A 14855-nucleotide genomic window follows, 5' to 3' on the forward strand; every position below is an offset into this window, starting at 1 on the left:
ACATTCCGCCCCGGTGGGATAAGCCCGGCACGGGGCCACTACCTCCGCTGTTCGTCAGTGCGCCTTGGCGTCAAGCGGCAGGGTACCCGGAACATTCCGCTTAGCCTGGAGCCGAGCCAGGAGGACATAGGAGACAACCGTGGCCAGCGTTGAGGGAAGCGTCGCGGTCGTGAAGGCGAACGCGGGCGAAGAGGCAAAAGTGACAGGGTCCAGGAGAAGGAAGTAAACAACTATGCCGACAGTCATGCTGGCAAAGCCTGCGACATTAATGCCCCTCCAATACCAGTACGCGGATCCTGCACTGTCGCTGTACAGGCCGTCGAGGTCCAGCCGCTGCTTCCTGATGATGAAGTAGTCGGCAATCTGCAGTCCACACAACGGGCCGAAGACGACGGCCGACAACGTGAGGAACGTTCCGAAATTGGCATAGAAAGGCTCCGCCAGGAACAGGATTACCGCGGCCACAGTGAGTCCAGCGACCGTTGTCGCCCCCCGCCAGCTGAGGCGGGCATCAATAGCAGGCTGCTGCTTGAGTGAAAGCGCAGCCGTGTATGTTCCCACCATTGCCGTGCCGACGTTGGCGGCGATGATGAACGCAAACGCCGGCAATGCCAGCCATACGCCCCCGATTTCCAGCAACCCGGGGAGGGGATCTCCACCGGAATCCGGGAAGGCCAGGCCCGTGTAAAGACCAATCAGGCAGATTACCGAGAGGGCGAGTCCAAGCCCCAGCGTTGCCGGCAGTACGGACTTCTTTGTGCTCTTTGAGAAGCGGGTCATGCCGCCGATATACGGCCACCAGGACAAGGCCGTGGCGAGCATGAGTTCGATTGCCGTCGTGTAGTCCAGCAGCTTACTGCCGCTGGCGGCGCTCGGCTTGGCCTCGAGGAGGGCGCCCCAACCGACCTTGGCAACAATCACGACAATGACCATGATCCCGAGCGCCAGAACCGAGCAGGCAACGATCACGCCGACCCTTCGAAGAATGCCGGGGCCGCGGCTGATCAGCGCCCAAACCACCAAAAGGCAGACGAGGCTGCTCAGGGTCTGCGCGATTGGCCCGTTGTTTTCGCTGACGATGCCGAGGGTGACCAGCAGCAACGCGGCGGACTTGCCGCTGAAGATCATCAGCGTGGTCCCCCATCCGATCGTAAAGAGAAAGGTGAGGGCGACACTGAAGAGCGATCCGCGCGTTCCGAAGACCGGCCGCGTTGAGCGTACAGCCTCCAGTCCGTACCGCGTTGCCATCGGCACCGTGGCCAGGAATACCAGCAACATTCCTGCCAGCATGGCCGCGATCATCACAACAGAGCCTTGGACCGCCGGCAAATAGAACGCCACATATCCACCGATGATGAAGCACCAGGTGGCCACTGCAGCCTGGGCAGAACTGAAGAACAGGGCCCTGGGGCTCCAGTTCCGCTCATGGCTCAGCAAGGGAAGCGAACCCTCAGTTCCCGACGTGGAGACCCTGGTCGTGGTCTGACTCACAGGAACCACCCCATAATCAAGGCGACGGCGGGAAGAGCAACGGTGACGGCAAGCAGCGTTCGCATGTCACCGAACCTGAAGGGGGGTTCCAACTCGCCGGATTGCCACTCGGCCAGCCTGGTGTTGAGTTCTTCTGCGTACTGCTCTTTCAATGCGCTCATGGTGTACCCAATCTCAATGCGTAGGAGTAGCGGTGGAGTCGATCAGATTTCGGAGTAGCGGAAGGAGTGCGACTCCAAGCCGTCGGGGTTGGGGCCGTAAATGGTGACCATGCGCGCGTAGACGGGGGCCCAATACCGGCCGGTCCGTCCCGGATTGACGCGCGCCGCATCGCCCGGCCGCAGGATGACAGTCTTGCCTTCGCTCTGGATGTGAAGCTCGCCCTCCAGCACGAAGTTCGTCTCGGTGTGGGGATGGAAGTCCTCCCAGCCGCAGGCCTCCAGCTCCCACTCGGAGAGGATGACGTCCCCCCATGAGCCCACGGGGTTGGCGTTGATGAACCTGCAGCGCAAGCGCTGCCATTCGTCTTTCATGACGTTCATGGGCTTCGCCGGCCAGAAATCGATCGGCTCGCCCGTCGTCGGTATTGGGAGCTGGGGGGTGGTTGTAGTCATGGTTCCTTACCCGTTTCTCGAAGGGGGAAATCTGCTATTGCGCGATGCTTCCGTGAATCACATCGGACTGCGTCATCGTGACCCGGGTCACGGCATGCTGAACACTGTGACACGGACACTCGTTCCAGTCAACGGTTCAGAACGGGCGACCGAAACCTTTTTCACGGGAGAAATTTCCCGGAAACATTCGTCTTGGACGATTGACTTATACAGTCGTCCATGTCACAGTTTCTGGCACGAGCAAACGTGACTGGCGTCACGTCAGCCGAGCTCAGCCACCCCTGCAAATCCGAAAATCTCCGGTTTGCAAAAGAGCCACACGAGAGCCCTGATCGGGCGACTCAGCTGCTTTTCAGCGCAGCCCCGCGTCTTCTTGGCCCACGAATGGCAGTTCTGCCAACCCGGGCAATCCTGACCAAATCAACTGCAGCACGATTCACATAGGAGAGAACCATGGAAACCCTCGTAGGAACCCTCAGCAAGGCCGGATCCATCCACAAGGTCGTCGGCGGCTACGTCGGCCTGCCGCCGATGAACGAACCCGGCACGGTCGCTGCAATCGGCGACTCGCTCCACAACCCCGAAGGCTCGGTCATGAGCGCCGGCTTCTTCGAGCTCAAGGCTTCCGAGCCGCTGGTGTACACGTACACCTACGACGAGATGAAGGTGGTCATCAAGGGCGAGTTCATCCTCACCGACGAGTCCACCGGCGACGTCACCCACGCCAAGGAGCGCGACGTGCTGTTCTTCCCCAAGGGAACCACCGTCAAATTCGAGACCCCGGAGTACGGCCTGGGATTCTTCACCGGCCACCGCTCCTTCGCCCCGTAAGTAGCCCGTCCGCGGCAGGCCACGCTGCCGCAAAGCGACCCCATACAAAGGCATCACCTCGCGCACCAGCGACCTAAGACCCATTGATTGAGGAGAGCAACATGACACTACGAGTCGGAATTATTGGTGCCGGCCCCAGCGGGCTGGCACAACTGCGGGCGTTCGAATCAGCCCGCCAAAAAGGCGCTGCCATCCCGGAGATTCTGTGCTTTGAGAAGCAGGACGACTGGGGCGGCCAGTGGAACAACAGCTGGCGGATCGGGCTGGACGGCCACGGCGAGCCGGTCCACTCCAGCATGTACCGCCACCTATGGTCCAACGGGCCCAAGGAATGCCTGGAGTTCTCGGACTACTCCTTTGACGAGCACTTCGGCCGCCCCATTTCGTCCTTCCCGCCCCGCGAGGTTCTCTTCGACTACATCAAAGGACGCGTGGAAAAGTCAGACGTCCGCAAGTACGTCAGGTTCAATACCGTGGCCCGCCACACCAGCTACAACGAGGCAACGCAGGAATTCACACTGACGGTTGAAGACCTCAAAACCAACCTGACTGAAACCCACGTGTTCGACAAGCTCGTGGTAGCCACCGGCCACTTCTCCGTTCCCTCGGTCCCCGAGTTCAAGGGCATCAAAACTTTCCCTGGCGAGGTCCTGCACGCCCATGATTTCCGCGGAGCCGAGCGCTTCTACGGCAAGAACCTGCTCATGATCGGCAGCAGCTATTCCGCCGAGGACATTGGCATGCAGGCCCATAAGATGGGCGCCGCATCCATCACCATCAGCTACCGCACCGCCCCGATGGGCTACCACTGGCCGGAAAACACAGTGGAGCGGCCGCTCGTCACCCATTTCCAGGGCAGTACCGCGCACTTCAGCGACGGCACCCAGGGTGACTTTGACGCCGTCGTACTTGGTACCGGATACCAGCACAAGTACCCGTTCCTGCCCAGCGCGCTGTCGCTGAAGTCGCCGAACGTGCTGTATCCAGGCAACCTTTACAAAGGCGTGGTGTGGCAGCAGAACACCAACCTGTTCTACCTTGGCGCGCAGGACCAGTACTACACCTTCAACATGTTTGACGCGCAGGCCTGGTTCGCCCGGGACGTCATGACTGGAGCGATTGACCTTCCGCCCCTTGCCCAGCGGGAGGCGGACATCCAGCTCTGGCTCGAGCGCCAGGCAGCGCTGCCGGATCATGACGCGGAGGCTGATTTCCAGACGGACTACCTGCGGGAACTCATTGATGCCACCGATTACCCATCCTTTGACTTGGACGCTGTTTCCCAGTTGTTCAAGGACTGGATGCGGCACAAGCACGATGACATCCTGGGATACCGCGACATGGTCCACCGCTCAGTGGTCACTGGCACCATGGCGACCAAGCACCACACACGGTGGCTCAACGCCATGGATGATTCCCTGGAGAGATATCTGCACGGACCGTCCCAGGACATCGACACCGACACGCCTGACGCCGTCACCGACACCCTGGTCGCCAGGTAATTCCGGTTCCGGCAACGCGGTTATGCGACCCCGCCCCACGGTACAGCAGCGGCCGTACCGTGGGGCGGCGTCGTCAAGCCAACAGGGACACTTGTTCCAGTCGGCGGTTCAGGACAGCGGCGTACAGGCACTAGTCTTAAGGGGCAAGCCCTTGGGGGGCAGGAACCGGAAGACTAGAGAGTGGGCTATGCGGGTATCCGCAGAGGAACGGAAAGAACAGTTAATCTCAGCGACGGTTGAACTGATGCGCCGTGAGGGCGTTCAGTCGGTGACCGTCCGGGCCATCGCCAAGGAAGCAAACGCCCCGTTGGCAACGGCACACTATTGCTTCAGCGGCAAAGAAGAGCTCATGGAAGCAGCCGCCGAGGCCTGGCTGAAGAACCTCAGCAGTTTTTCCGGCGAGGTCCGGGCCGAATTGGGCCTTCGCAAGGCTGTGGAGCAAGTTGCCGAGGGTTACTGGCGCGCACTCGAAGAGGAACCGGCCAGCCTCCTTGCGGAGATTGAGCTCATTCTGTGGGCAACACGCAATGCCCCCGTCAGCCCACTGGCCACGAAAATCTATCCGGCCTATGAGGTGGAGCTGGGAAGCATATTCGCTGCCGCAGCCCAAAGCGCCGGCGAGGAGTGCCTCATGGGCTTTCCCACGCTTGCACGGTCCTTCCTGATGATCTACGACGGTGCGGCGATTCAGTACCTGACCGACCCGAAGGCCGTCGATCACCGGGCCATGTTCTTCATGCTGGTTGACGCACTTCTGATCAAGGCCGGGGTCTAGACCCCTTGGCTTAAGCACCACGGCCCCCTGCTTCCGAAAGGAGGCGGGGGCCGTTTCGCGTTGGGAAGCGGTTAGCCGGCTGTTCCCCGTTCGGCGGATCCGGCCGCGACAGACGCGTCCCCGCCCACGTGCGGCACGAAGCGCACGAACATCGCCTTGAAGCCCGGCGTGTTGGACACGCGGGCCACGTTCTCCTTGTGCACCAGTGCATTGGCTTCCGGGAAGTACGCCGCGGCGCAACCTTCGGCGGTGGGGTATGCCACCAGCCGGAACTTGTCCGCACGGCGTTCCGATCCGGCGAAAACGCTGATCACGTCCACGAGGTCCCGGTCCTGGAAGCCCTGGGCGGCCAGGTCCTTCGGGTGTACCAGGATCACGCGGCGGCCGTCCGAAATACCGCGGTAGCGGTCGTCCAGTCCGTAGAACGTGGTGTTGTATTGGTCGTGGCTGCGGAGGGTCTGGAGCACGAGGTGCCCGGCCGGCGGCGTCAGGAACTCCAGCGGGCTGACGGTGAAACGGCCCCGGCCGATGTCCGTGGCGAAGGACCGCGTGTCACGCGGCGGGTTGGGCAACACGAAGCCGCTCTTGTTCCGCACCCGGGTGTTGAAGTCCTCGAAGCCGGGGATGACGCGGGATACGTGGTCACGGATGACGTCGTAGTCCTCGGCCATGGCGCGCCAGTCCACGGGGTGGTCCGGGCCGAATGTGGCCTCGGCCATCCGGGCGATGATCACCGGCTCCGCGAGCAAGTGATCGGAGACCGGCTGGAGCCGGCCCTGGGTGGAGTGCACCACGGACATGGAGTTCTCCACGGAGAGGAACTGGATGCCCTTGGCGTGCTTGTCGTCCCGGTCCGTGCGGCCCAGCGTGGGCAGGATCAGGGACGTCTGGCCGTGCACCACGTGGGAGCGGTTGGGTTTGGTGGACACGTGGACGGTAAGGCCGGCGCGCTGCATGCCGGCTTCCAGTCCCTCGGTGTCCGAACCGGCGGCGGCGAAATTGCCGCCCATGGCAACGAACACGTCCACGTCGCCGTTTTCCAGGGCGTGCTGGGTCTCCACGGAATCGTGGCCGTGGTGCCGCGGTGATTGGATGCCGAATTCCTTATCCAAGGCATCGAGCAACCATTCATTGGGCTTTTCCCAGACGCCCATGGTGCGATCGCCCTGCACGTTGGAGTGGCCGCGCACCGGGCAGGCGCCCGCACCGGGCTTGCCGAAGTTGCCCTGGAGGAGCAGGACGTTGACCATCTCCTTGATGGTGTCCACCGAGTGCGGCTGCTGGGTGACGCCAAGCGCCCAGCAGAAGATGGTGGCCTTCGATTCCAGCAGCATGCCGGCCACGGCCTCGATCTGTGCACGCTCCAGGCCGGTGGCCTGCTCCGTGAGCTCCCAGTCGAGCGTCGAACGGGCTTCGGCGTAGGCCTCGAAGCCGTCCGTCTGGCCGTCGACAAACGCCCGGTCCACCACGGTGCCCGGGTTCCGCTTCTCCTCCTCCAGCAGCAGGTGCCCCAGGGCCTGGAACAGCGCCAGGTCACCGCCCACCTTGATCTGCAGGAACTCGTCGGCCAGCGGCGTGCCGTTGCCCACCACACCGGAGACGGTCTGGGGGTCCTTGAAGTTGAACAGCCCGGCCTCGGGCAGCGGGTTAACGGCCACCACCTTGCCGCCGTTGCCCTTGCATTCGGCCAGCGCGGAGAGCATGCGCGGGTGGTTGGTGCCCGGGTTCTGCCCGACCACGAAGATCAGTTCGGCCTCGTGGATGTCCTCCAGCGAGACGGTGCCCTTGCCGATGCCGATGGTCGGGTTCAGCGCGGAGCCCGAGGATTCGTGGCACATGTTCGAGCAGTCCGGGAGGTTGTTCGTGCCCAGCGAGCGGGCGAACAACTGGTACATGAACGCGGTCTCGTTCGCGGTCCGGCCCGAGGTGTAGAACACGCAGCGTTCCGGCGTGGTGGCGCGGACCCGTTCCCCGATCAGTTCGAAGGCGTCCGCCCAGGAGATCGGCGAGTAGTGCGTGTCCCCCGGGCGGATCACCACCGGTTCACTGAGCCTGCCCTGGTTGCCCAGCCAGTACTCGGTCTTTTGGGACAGTTCCGCGATGGAATGCTTCGCCCAGAATTCGGCGCCGACGGTGCGCAGGGTGTTCTCCTCCGCCACGGCCTTCGCCCCGTTTTCGCAGAACTCCGCAGCCTTGCGCTTGCCATCGGTCTCCGGCCATGCACAGCCCGGGCAGTCGAAGCCGCCCTTCTGGTTCAAGCGCAACAGGGACTGCACGGAGCGCTGGACGCCGGCCTGCGCTACGGCGCGCTCAAGGGCGACCATGACGGCCTTGACCCCTGCGGCTTCCTTCTTGGGCTTGTGGACCTCAAGCTGTGCTTCGTCGATGTCCGCGACGGGCGCAGGCTGCTTGGTGAACTTCATTCTGGGGCGTGCCTTACTGTGGATTTGTCGCTGAAGGTGCGTTACTTGGCCAGCTGCGAGAGGGTCTCCCGCTCGGCCGCAATCGTGGTGTTATCACCATGTCCGGTCCGCACCACGGTTTCCGCCGGCAGTGTCAGCAGGCGCTTGCGGATCGAGGCCAGGATGGTCGGGTAGTCGCTGAACGACCGTCCGGTGGCACCGGGCCCGCCATTGAACAGCGTATCCCCCGTGAAGACGGTCCCTTCGCTCTCGAGGTAGAAGCAGGTGGAGCCCGGGGAGTGGCCGGGAGTGTGGATCGCCTTCAGCGTGGCGCCGCCCACCGTGAACTCGTCGCCGTCGGACAGGAACTTGTCCGGCTGGACGTCCGGGTAGACCTGCTTCCACAGGACCATGTCTTCCGGGTGCAGGTGGATGGGGGCGCCGACGGCGGCCGCCACCTCGCGCGCGGCGCCGATGTGGTCGTTGTGCGCGTGCGTCATCAGGATGGCCAGCACCTTGCGTCCGCGGACCTGCTCGACGATCGCGGCAGCGTCGTGCGGGGAGTCGATGATCACGCATTCCTCGTCATTGCCGACGACCCAGACGTTGTTGTCCACGTCCCAGGTGCCGCCGTCAAGCGAAAACGTGCCGGAGGTGACCCGGTTTTCTACGGTGACAGCCATCAGAGCTCCACCACCGAACGCAGGACCTCGCCACGGTGCATTTTCTCGAACGCAGCTTCTACATCGCCCAGGCCTATACGCTCGGACACGAAGGCGTCCAGCGGCAGGCGCCCGAGCCGGTACTGGTCCACCAGCATCGGGAAGTCGCGGGAAGGCAGGCAGTCACCATACCAGGACGACTTCAGCGAACCGCCGCGGCCGAAGACATCCAGCAGCGGAAGCTCAAGCTTCATGTCCGGCGTCGGGACACCCACCAGGACCACGCGGCCCGCGAGGTCACGGGCGTAGAAGGCCTGCTTGTAGGTTTCCGGGCGGCCCACGGCGTCGATCACGACGTCGGCGCCGTTTCCGTCAGTGAGGTCGCGGATCGCCTCGACGGCGTCCGTCTCACTGGAGACCACGCCGTGCGTGGCTCCGAGGGTCTTGGCAATTTCCACCTTGGCCGGGTCGAGGTCGACGGCGATGATCGTCGTCGCGCCCGCCAGTTTGGCTCCGGCGATGGCGGCAATACCGACACCGCCGCAGCCGATGACGGCGACCGACTCGCCACGCTTGACCTCGCCGGTGTTCATGGCGGCACCGATGCCGGCCATGATGCCGCAGCCGAGCAGGCCGACGGCGGCAGGGTCGACGTCGTCGTCGATTTTGGTGCACTGTCCGGCGGCCACAAGGGTCTTTTCCGCGAAGGATCCGATGCCCAGCGCCGGGGACAGCGGAGTGCCGTCCTCGAGGGTCATCTTCTGGGTGGCGTTGTGGGTGGCGAAACAGTACTGCGGCTGGCCCTTGGCGCAGGCGCGGCAGTTTCCGCAGACGGCGCGCCAGTTGAGGATGACGCGGTCACCGGGCTTGACGTCAGTGACATCGGGGCCAACCTGGCTCACCACGGCAGTGGACTCATGGCCAAGCAGGTAAGGGTAGTCATTGCCGATGCCCCCGAGCTTGTAGTGCAGGTCCGTGTGGCAGACACCGCAGCTCAGGACGTCGACCAAGGCCTCGCCCGGGCCCGGCTCCGGGACCAGGATGGTCTCGATGGTAGCGGGCGCGTTCTTTTCCCTGACAACGACCGCTTGTACCTTGTGAACCACGTTTCCTTGTTTCCTTCCATTGCCCGGATGCAGATCTCCGATACGCCTTACCCATGTTATGAGCTGAAGCGCCCGATACCCGACTACCCAAAGGGATAGCCGGGATGCTCGAATGGGCAGCTCCACAAAACATCGCTAATTGCGTATTACACAACACGATGCACATAGTGCGTATTTGAAATATGGCAGGCGTCACACCCGGGTGTCAATCCCGGACCTCTCCCTGAGCACGGGTTCCGACGGAGGACCGGAGGACGGGTGGGCGGCAACCGCGGCCGCGTGCTCGGCGAGCACGCCGGTCTGGTGCCGGATCTTCAGGCGGTAGAGCAGGATACCGGCAACGGCCACCGCTCCGACGAAGAAGACGCCGCCCCACTGCAGGTACCACTCAAACGGCGGCACGGAGTTGTAGATCTCCTGGCGGGGCCAGATGAGGTTGAGCGTCATGGCTGCGCCCCACAGCACGGCGAGCAGGTTCACGACGAAGCCCCATTTGCCGAGGCTGAAGCCCACTTCGCTGCCGTCGTCGGGCAGTGGCCACTTCTTCAGGAAGCGGCGGCGCAACATCGGAACGGTGACCAGCAGGTAGGACAGGTAGATCAGCACGATGCTGATGCTGGAAAGAATGGTGAAGATGGCCGGCTGTGCCACGTTGACGATCAGCGGGATGATGGCCAGGACGCCGATGACGATCGCCGCGACGGCGGGGGTCTTGCGGACCGGGTCCACCTTGCTGAGCTGGCGGCTGAACGGGAGGTTGTTGTCCCGGGCCATGGCGAACATCATCCGGATGGCGGCAGCGTGCACGGCCAGGGTGCACACCACCACGGCCACCACGATGCAGGCCAGGAAGGCTTTGCCGAAGGGGCCGCCCAGCACGGACAGGACGATGTACTGCAGGCCGCCGTCGGCCGACCCGATCTTGGGGTCGCTCAGGTCCGGTGCGGCGAGGATGCCGCCGAAGAGCAGCAGGCCGCCGAGCAGGAAGGATGCGGTGACGGCCCGGATGATGGCCTTCGGTGCGGTCTTCTTGGGGTCCTTGGTCTCCTCGCCGAGCGAGGACGCAGTGTCGAAGCCGTACATGACGTAGCCAGAGGCCATGGCAGCGATCAGGAAGACGCCGAAGAAGCCCATGGGATGCTCCTGGCCGAAACCGGAGGTGTCGAAGAGGACGTCCGGGCCGTTGACCACGTGCCAGAACAGCGCCACGATAAGCAGCGCCGCGGCGATCAGCTCAACGAACACGCCGATGCTGTTGATCTTGGTCATCAGCTTCACGCCGAACGCGTTGATCAGGGTGGAGATGACGATCATGATGGTGGCCAGCAGCACGCCGTTGACCGCGAAGTCGTAGGGGCCGGTGCCGTCGCCGATGATCTGGAAGCCGTCCCAGAGCTGCGGCAGGGTAATCTGCAGGGCCAGGGCCACGGAACCGAGCGCCACGATCGAGGAGATCAGCAGCAGCCAGCCCGAAAGCCAGGCCCAGGTGCCGGAGCTGAGCCGTTTGGCCCAGTTGTAGACGGAACCGGCCACAGGGTAGCGTCCGGCCAGCTCGGCAAAACAAAGTGCGACCATCAACTGGCCGACGAAAACGATGGGCCAGGACCAGGCATACGCCGGTCCCGCGGTGGAAAAGCCAAAGTAGAACAGTTGGAAAACGCCGGTGAGGATGGAGATGTAGCTGACGCCGGCAGCGAAACTGGCAAACTTGCCGATGCTGCGGTCCAGGGTCTGGGCGTAGCCGAACTCATCCATTCCGCTGCTGTCAGCGGCCTTGCTTGTCCTGCTTGTGTCAGTACTGCGCGATTCTGACATCTGAGCTCCTAAGTCGAATGGCACGATGTTTCCCGCCGCGCCTGGAGGCCGGCGGGACCGGCCGGGCGTGCCTCATTCCACGCCCGGCCCGTGTCCCCCTTGAGTGATGCTTGCCTGCTGTACCCGCCCACGCTTCGGTGGGCAAGTCTTAGGCGGGCTGGCCGAACCAGCCGCTGGGAGCGGGCTGGATGTTCTGCCAGATGTGTTTTGCCTCCCGGTATTCGTTGAGGCCCGCGCTGCCAAGTTCACGGCCGATGCCGGACTTGCCGAAACCGCCCCACTCCGCCTGCGGGACGTAGGGGTGGTAGTCGTTGATCCAGACGGTGCCGTGCCGGAGCTCGCCGGCGACGCGCTGCGCCTTCGACGCGTCCGAAGTCCAGACCGCCCCCGCCAGGCCGTATTCCGTGTCGTTGGCAATGGCGACGGCCTCGGCTTCGGTCCGGAACGTCTCCACTGTCAGCACCGGCCCGAATGACTCCTCACGCAGCACGCTCATGCCGGAGCGGCAGTTGCCGAGCACGGTGGGCGGGTAGAAGAAGCCGCCTGCGAGCGGTCCTTCGTCGGGGATGTAGCCGCCGCACAGCAGCTCGGCGCCCTCCGCAATGCCGGCTTGGACGTAGGCGTGGACCTGCTCGCGGTGCTTCGCGGAGATGAGCGGGCCCGTTTCCGCCTCGGCGTCGAAGGGTCCACCCATCCGGATCTTCTTCGCCCGCTCGACCACCTCGGAGACGAAGCGCTCCGCGATGGTCTCCTCGACGACGAGCCGGGCTCCGGCCGAGCAGACCTGGCCGGAGTGCAGGAAGACTGCGGTCAAGGCGTTGTCGACGGCGGCGTCCCAGTCCGCGTCCGCGAAGACAACGTTCGGGTTCTTTCCGCCAAGCTCGAAGGCGACGCGCTTCACGGTGTCCGCGGCCGCCGCCATGATGGTCTGCCCCGTGGCCAGGCTTCCGGTCATGGAGACCAGGTCCACCCGCGGGTCCGCACTCAGGACCGGTCCCACCCGCGATCCGCGTCCAGTGACCAGGTTCGCAACGCCGGCGGGTACCCCGGCCTCGGCCAGTGTTTCCATCAGCAGGATGGACGTCGACGGCGTCAGCTCGCTGGGCTTGAGCACGAAGGAGTTTCCCGCGACGAGCGCCGGTGCCACCTTCCAGGCCGCCTGGAGGAGCGGGTAGTTCCACGGTGCAATGAGGGTGCACACGCCGAGCGGCTCGTAGACCACGCGGCTGATGGCGTTCGGACGCCCCGTGTCGATCACGCGCCCCGCATCGAGGCCCGCGACCTTGCCGTAATAGCGGAAACACGCGGCGATGTCGTCGATGTCGTATTCGGCCTCGACCAGGCGCTTACCGGTGTCGAGCGACTCGGCCCGGGCATAGGCCGCCTTGTCCCGTTCAAGTAGCTCCGCGACCCGCAGCATGACCGCCCCGCGCTCGAGGTCCGTCAGCCGGCGCCACGCACCGCCGTCGAACGCTGCCCGGGCACTGGCGATGGCCCGCTCGGCGTCCTCGGTGGTGGATGAAGCGACAACAGCCACCTCGCTACCGTCCGCCGGACAACGAACCACCGTCGTCCCGCCGTCGGATGCCTGGTGCCAGCCGCCGTCGACGAAGATGCCCCGGACGGTCTTGTTTTCGGTTTCCGTAACGGTCATTGTCCTAGCTCCTCACTGCCTGGCCGTTTGCGGACGTGGGGCGCTCGAGCGGCGAGATTCCGTGGCGGTAGAACTCGGTGTGTTGTGCAGCCAGCGGAGTCTTGCCGAGGATCAGGTCGGAGGCACGCTCGGCCAGCATCATCACCGGAGCGTAGATGTTGCCGTTGGTGACGTACGGCATCGCGGAGGCGTCCACGACGCGCAGTCCCTTGGTGCCGTGCACGGACATGTCCAGCGGGTTGACCACGGCCATGGGATCGGATTCCGGTCCCATCTTGGCGGTGCAGGAGGGGTGCAGGGCCGTTTCGGCGTCTGCGGCCACCCAGTCCAGGATTTCCTTGTCCGTCCGGACGCTGGGGCCGGGAGAGATCTCGCCGCCGTTGAACGGTGCCATCGCGGACTGGCTGAGGATGTCGCGGGAAATCCGGACGGCCTCGACCCATTCGCGGCGGTCCTGGTCGGTGGAGAGGTAGTTGAAGACCATGGACGGGTGGACGGTGGGGTCAGTGGACTTGATCTTCAGGCTGCCCCGGGCATCCGAATACATCGGGCCGATGTGCACCTGGTAGCCGTGCTTCGCGTCCGCCTTCTGGCCGTCGTAGCGGACCGCGACGGGCAGGAAGTGGAACATCAGGTTCGGGTAGCTCACGTCCTCGTTGGATCGGACGAAGCCGCCGCCCTCGAAGTGGTTCGTGGCGGCAGGGCCCTTGCGTCCGAAGAGCCATTGCATACCGATCCACGGCATACGCCAGACGTCGAGGGCCGGCTGCATCGACACGGGCTGGGTGCAGGCGTGCTGGATGTAGACCTCAAGGTGGTCCTGCAGGTTTTCGCCGACGCCGGGCAGGTTGACCACCGGGTTGATACCGAGGGACTTCAGGTGCTTCGAGTCGCCGACGCCGGAGAGCTGCAGCAGCTGCGGGGTGTTGATGGCACCGCCCGAGAGGATCACTTCGCCCGCGTTGACGGTGTGCAGCTTGCCGTTCCGGCGGTAGGTGACGCCGGTGGCCACATTGCCCGTGAAGTTGACCTTCGTGACCAGAGCCCGGGTGAGGACCGTGAGGTTGCTCCGGCCGGTGTTCGGCCGCAGGTAGGCTCGGGAGGCCGAGAGGCGCTGGCCCTTGTGGACGTTCCGGTCGAAGGGTGCGAAGCCCTCCTGGCGGTAGCCGTTGACGTCGTCCGTGAGCGGGAAGCCTGCCTGCTGGGCGGCCTGGAAGAAGGACTGGAACAGCGGGTTGGTGGCTGGTCCGCGCTCCAGGACGAGCGGGCCGGAGTGCCCGCGGAACTCATCGTCCGGATCGGCCGCGAGGGTGTTCTCCATGCGGCGGAAGTACGGAAGGCAGTGGGCGAAGTCCCAGGTTTCCATACCGGCGTCGGCGCCCCAGCGCTCGTAGTCCATGGGGTTGCCGCGCTGGAAGATCATGCCGTTGATCGAGCTGGAACCGCCCAGCACCTTGCCGCGGGCGTGGGCCACGCGGCGGCCGCCCATGTACGGTTCCGGGTCCGATTCGTAGCGCCAGTCGTAGAGCGGGTTGCCGCTGGGGAAGGTCAGGGCAGCAGGCATCTGGATGAACAGGTCCCAAGGGTAGTCGCTGCGGCCCGCTTCAAGGACCAGAACGCTGCGGGTGCCGCCTTCACTCAGTCGATTGGCCAGCACGGAGCCGGCGCTTCCTCCGCCCACGATGACGTAGTCGTAGCTAGTCTCTGTCATTCTGCAAGTCTCCTTGTGCCTCGACGCGGATGCGGCTTGGTGCCAACACCGAAGCCCATGGCGCTGCATGCGGGCGCCGCTGGCCCAGACGGCCAGTCTCCGCGGGACCGCACCGGTGTGGTGCAGGTCATATATTCGAGGCTAGCCGAGCTTGAACATATGTTCAAGACTTCGACTGGACATTTGTTCAAGCGTGAGCGCACTCTCGGCTTTGCGAAGCCCGTCGTGCACCAGCAACCGCTTCGGCACGTCGGCGCACTGCCGGTCACAAACCGTCACGAGGCAAAGCCGT

The 14855-nt window shown here is 64.3% G+C and carries 13 protein-coding genes; 4 read left to right on the top strand and 9 right to left on the bottom strand.

All coding sequences use genetic code 11. The features are described 5' to 3' along the window. Window positions 1–54: 54 nt before the first annotated feature. Window positions 55–1374: a purine-cytosine permease family protein gene (locus DWV11_RS09370; RefSeq protein ID WP_245953526.1), complete on the bottom strand. Its 1320-nt coding sequence runs from the start codon at window positions 1372–1374 to the stop codon at window positions 55–57. On the opposite strand from DWV11_RS09370, the gene DWV11_RS20485 reads away from it, so the two are divergent. Then, window positions 1352–1486: a hypothetical protein gene (locus DWV11_RS20485; protein ID WP_281269611.1), complete on the top strand. Its 135-nt coding sequence runs from the start codon at window positions 1352–1354 to the stop codon at window positions 1484–1486. The genes DWV11_RS09370 and DWV11_RS20485 overlap by 23 nt on opposite strands. 1 nt (window position 1487) lies before the next feature. On the opposite strand, the gene DWV11_RS20110 is transcribed toward DWV11_RS20485, so the two are convergent. Both DWV11_RS20110 and DWV11_RS09375 read right to left on the bottom strand, forming a co-directional pair. Continuing rightward, complete coding sequence (locus DWV11_RS20110) at window positions 1488–1652, bottom strand: hypothetical protein (RefSeq protein ID WP_168404635.1); 165 nt, start codon at window positions 1650–1652, stop codon at window positions 1488–1490. 42 nt (window positions 1653–1694) lie between these two features. Then, a complete protein-coding gene (locus DWV11_RS09375) occupies window positions 1695–2105 on the bottom strand; it encodes a cupin domain-containing protein (protein WP_245953527.1) in 411 nt (136 codons plus the stop codon). A gap of 453 nt (window positions 2106–2558) precedes the next feature. Here DWV11_RS09375 and DWV11_RS09380 point away from each other — a divergent pair, with 453 nt between their 5' ends. From DWV11_RS09380 to DWV11_RS09390, 3 genes are all read left to right on the top strand, one after another. Beyond that, on the top strand, window positions 2559–2936 hold the full coding sequence (locus tag DWV11_RS09380) for a cupin domain-containing protein (protein WP_115788618.1): 378 nt from the start codon (window positions 2559–2561) through the stop codon (window positions 2934–2936). A 101-nt stretch (window positions 2937–3037) separates the two neighbouring features. Then, entirely contained in the window at window positions 3038–4438 is a 1401-nt protein-coding gene (locus tag DWV11_RS09385) for an NAD(P)-binding domain-containing protein (RefSeq protein WP_115788619.1), read from the top strand. Between the two features lie 187 nt (window positions 4439–4625). Further along, a complete protein-coding gene (locus DWV11_RS09390) occupies window positions 4626–5213 on the top strand; it encodes a TetR/AcrR family transcriptional regulator (protein ID WP_115788620.1) in 588 nt (195 codons plus the stop codon). Window positions 5214–5284: 71 nt separating this feature from the next. Here the strand turns inward: DWV11_RS09390 and DWV11_RS09395 are convergent, their stop codons facing one another. The 6 genes from DWV11_RS09395 to betA form a co-directional block, all read right to left on the bottom strand. Further along, window positions 5285–7636 carry an FdhF/YdeP family oxidoreductase gene (locus tag DWV11_RS09395; protein ID WP_115788621.1) on the bottom strand — a complete coding sequence of 784 codons (2352 nt, stop codon included), beginning with the start codon at window positions 7634–7636 and terminating at the stop codon, window positions 5285–5287. 41 nt (window positions 7637–7677) lie between these two features. After that, complete coding sequence (locus DWV11_RS09400) at window positions 7678–8298, bottom strand: MBL fold metallo-hydrolase (RefSeq protein ID WP_115788622.1); 621 nt, start codon at window positions 8296–8298, stop codon at window positions 7678–7680. Next, the gene (locus tag DWV11_RS09405; protein ID WP_115788623.1) at window positions 8298–9383 is read right to left on the bottom strand and encodes an S-(hydroxymethyl)mycothiol dehydrogenase; all 1086 of its coding nucleotides are present in this window, start codon (window positions 9381–9383) and stop codon (window positions 8298–8300) included. Before DWV11_RS09405 ends, DWV11_RS09400 begins: the two co-directional genes overlap by 1 nt. A 192-nt stretch (window positions 9384–9575) precedes the next feature. Continuing rightward, a complete protein-coding gene (locus DWV11_RS09410) occupies window positions 9576–11198 on the bottom strand; it encodes an APC family permease (protein WP_168404637.1) in 1623 nt (540 codons plus the stop codon). 148 nt (window positions 11199–11346) lie between these two features. Beyond that, window positions 11347–12852, bottom strand: a complete 1506-nt coding sequence (locus tag DWV11_RS09415; RefSeq protein ID WP_210725708.1) for an aldehyde dehydrogenase family protein — start codon at window positions 12850–12852, stop codon at window positions 11347–11349. Window positions 12853–12856: 4 nt separating this feature from the next. Further along, window positions 12857–14563, bottom strand: coding sequence for a choline dehydrogenase (gene betA / locus DWV11_RS09420; RefSeq protein ID WP_115788625.1), 1707 nt, complete (start codon window positions 14561–14563; stop codon window positions 12857–12859). Between the last annotated feature and the right edge of the window lie 292 nt (window positions 14564–14855).

The organism is Arthrobacter silvisoli, assembly GCF_003369445.1.
Lineage (GTDB): Bacteria > Actinomycetota > Actinomycetes > Actinomycetales > Micrococcaceae > Arthrobacter > Arthrobacter silvisoli.

Excerpts from the sequence above, each read along its gene's own strand:
- DWV11_RS20485 (WP_281269611.1), top strand. The coding sequence starts at position 1,352 with ATGATGAAGCACCAGGTGGCCACTGCAGCCTGGGCAGAACTGAAGAAC.
- DWV11_RS20110 (WP_168404635.1), bottom strand. The coding sequence starts at position 1,652 with ATGAGCGCATTGAAAGAGCAGTACGCAGAAGAACTCAACACCAGGCTG.
- DWV11_RS09375 (WP_245953527.1), bottom strand. The coding sequence starts at position 2,105 with ATGACTACAACCACCCCCCAGCTCCCAATACCGACGACGGGCGAGCCG.
- DWV11_RS09380 (WP_115788618.1), top strand. The coding sequence starts at position 2,559 with ATGGAAACCCTCGTAGGAACCCTCAGCAAGGCCGGATCCATCCACAAG.
- DWV11_RS09385 (WP_115788619.1), top strand. The coding sequence starts at position 3,038 with ATGACACTACGAGTCGGAATTATTGGTGCCGGCCCCAGCGGGCTGGCA.
- DWV11_RS09390 (WP_115788620.1), top strand. The coding sequence starts at position 4,626 with ATGCGGGTATCCGCAGAGGAACGGAAAGAACAGTTAATCTCAGCGACG.
- DWV11_RS09395 (WP_115788621.1), bottom strand. The coding sequence starts at position 7,636 with ATGAAGTTCACCAAGCAGCCTGCGCCCGTCGCGGACATCGACGAAGCA.
- DWV11_RS09400 (WP_115788622.1), bottom strand. The coding sequence starts at position 8,298 with ATGGCTGTCACCGTAGAAAACCGGGTCACCTCCGGCACGTTTTCGCTT.
- DWV11_RS09410 (WP_168404637.1), bottom strand. The coding sequence starts at position 11,198 with ATGTCAGAATCGCGCAGTACTGACACAAGCAGGACAAGCAAGGCCGCT.
- DWV11_RS09415 (WP_210725708.1), bottom strand. The coding sequence starts at position 12,852 with ATGACCGTTACGGAAACCGAAAACAAGACCGTCCGGGGCATCTTCGTC.
- betA (WP_115788625.1), bottom strand. The coding sequence starts at position 14,563 with ATGACAGAGACTAGCTACGACTACGTCATCGTGGGCGGAGGAAGCGCC.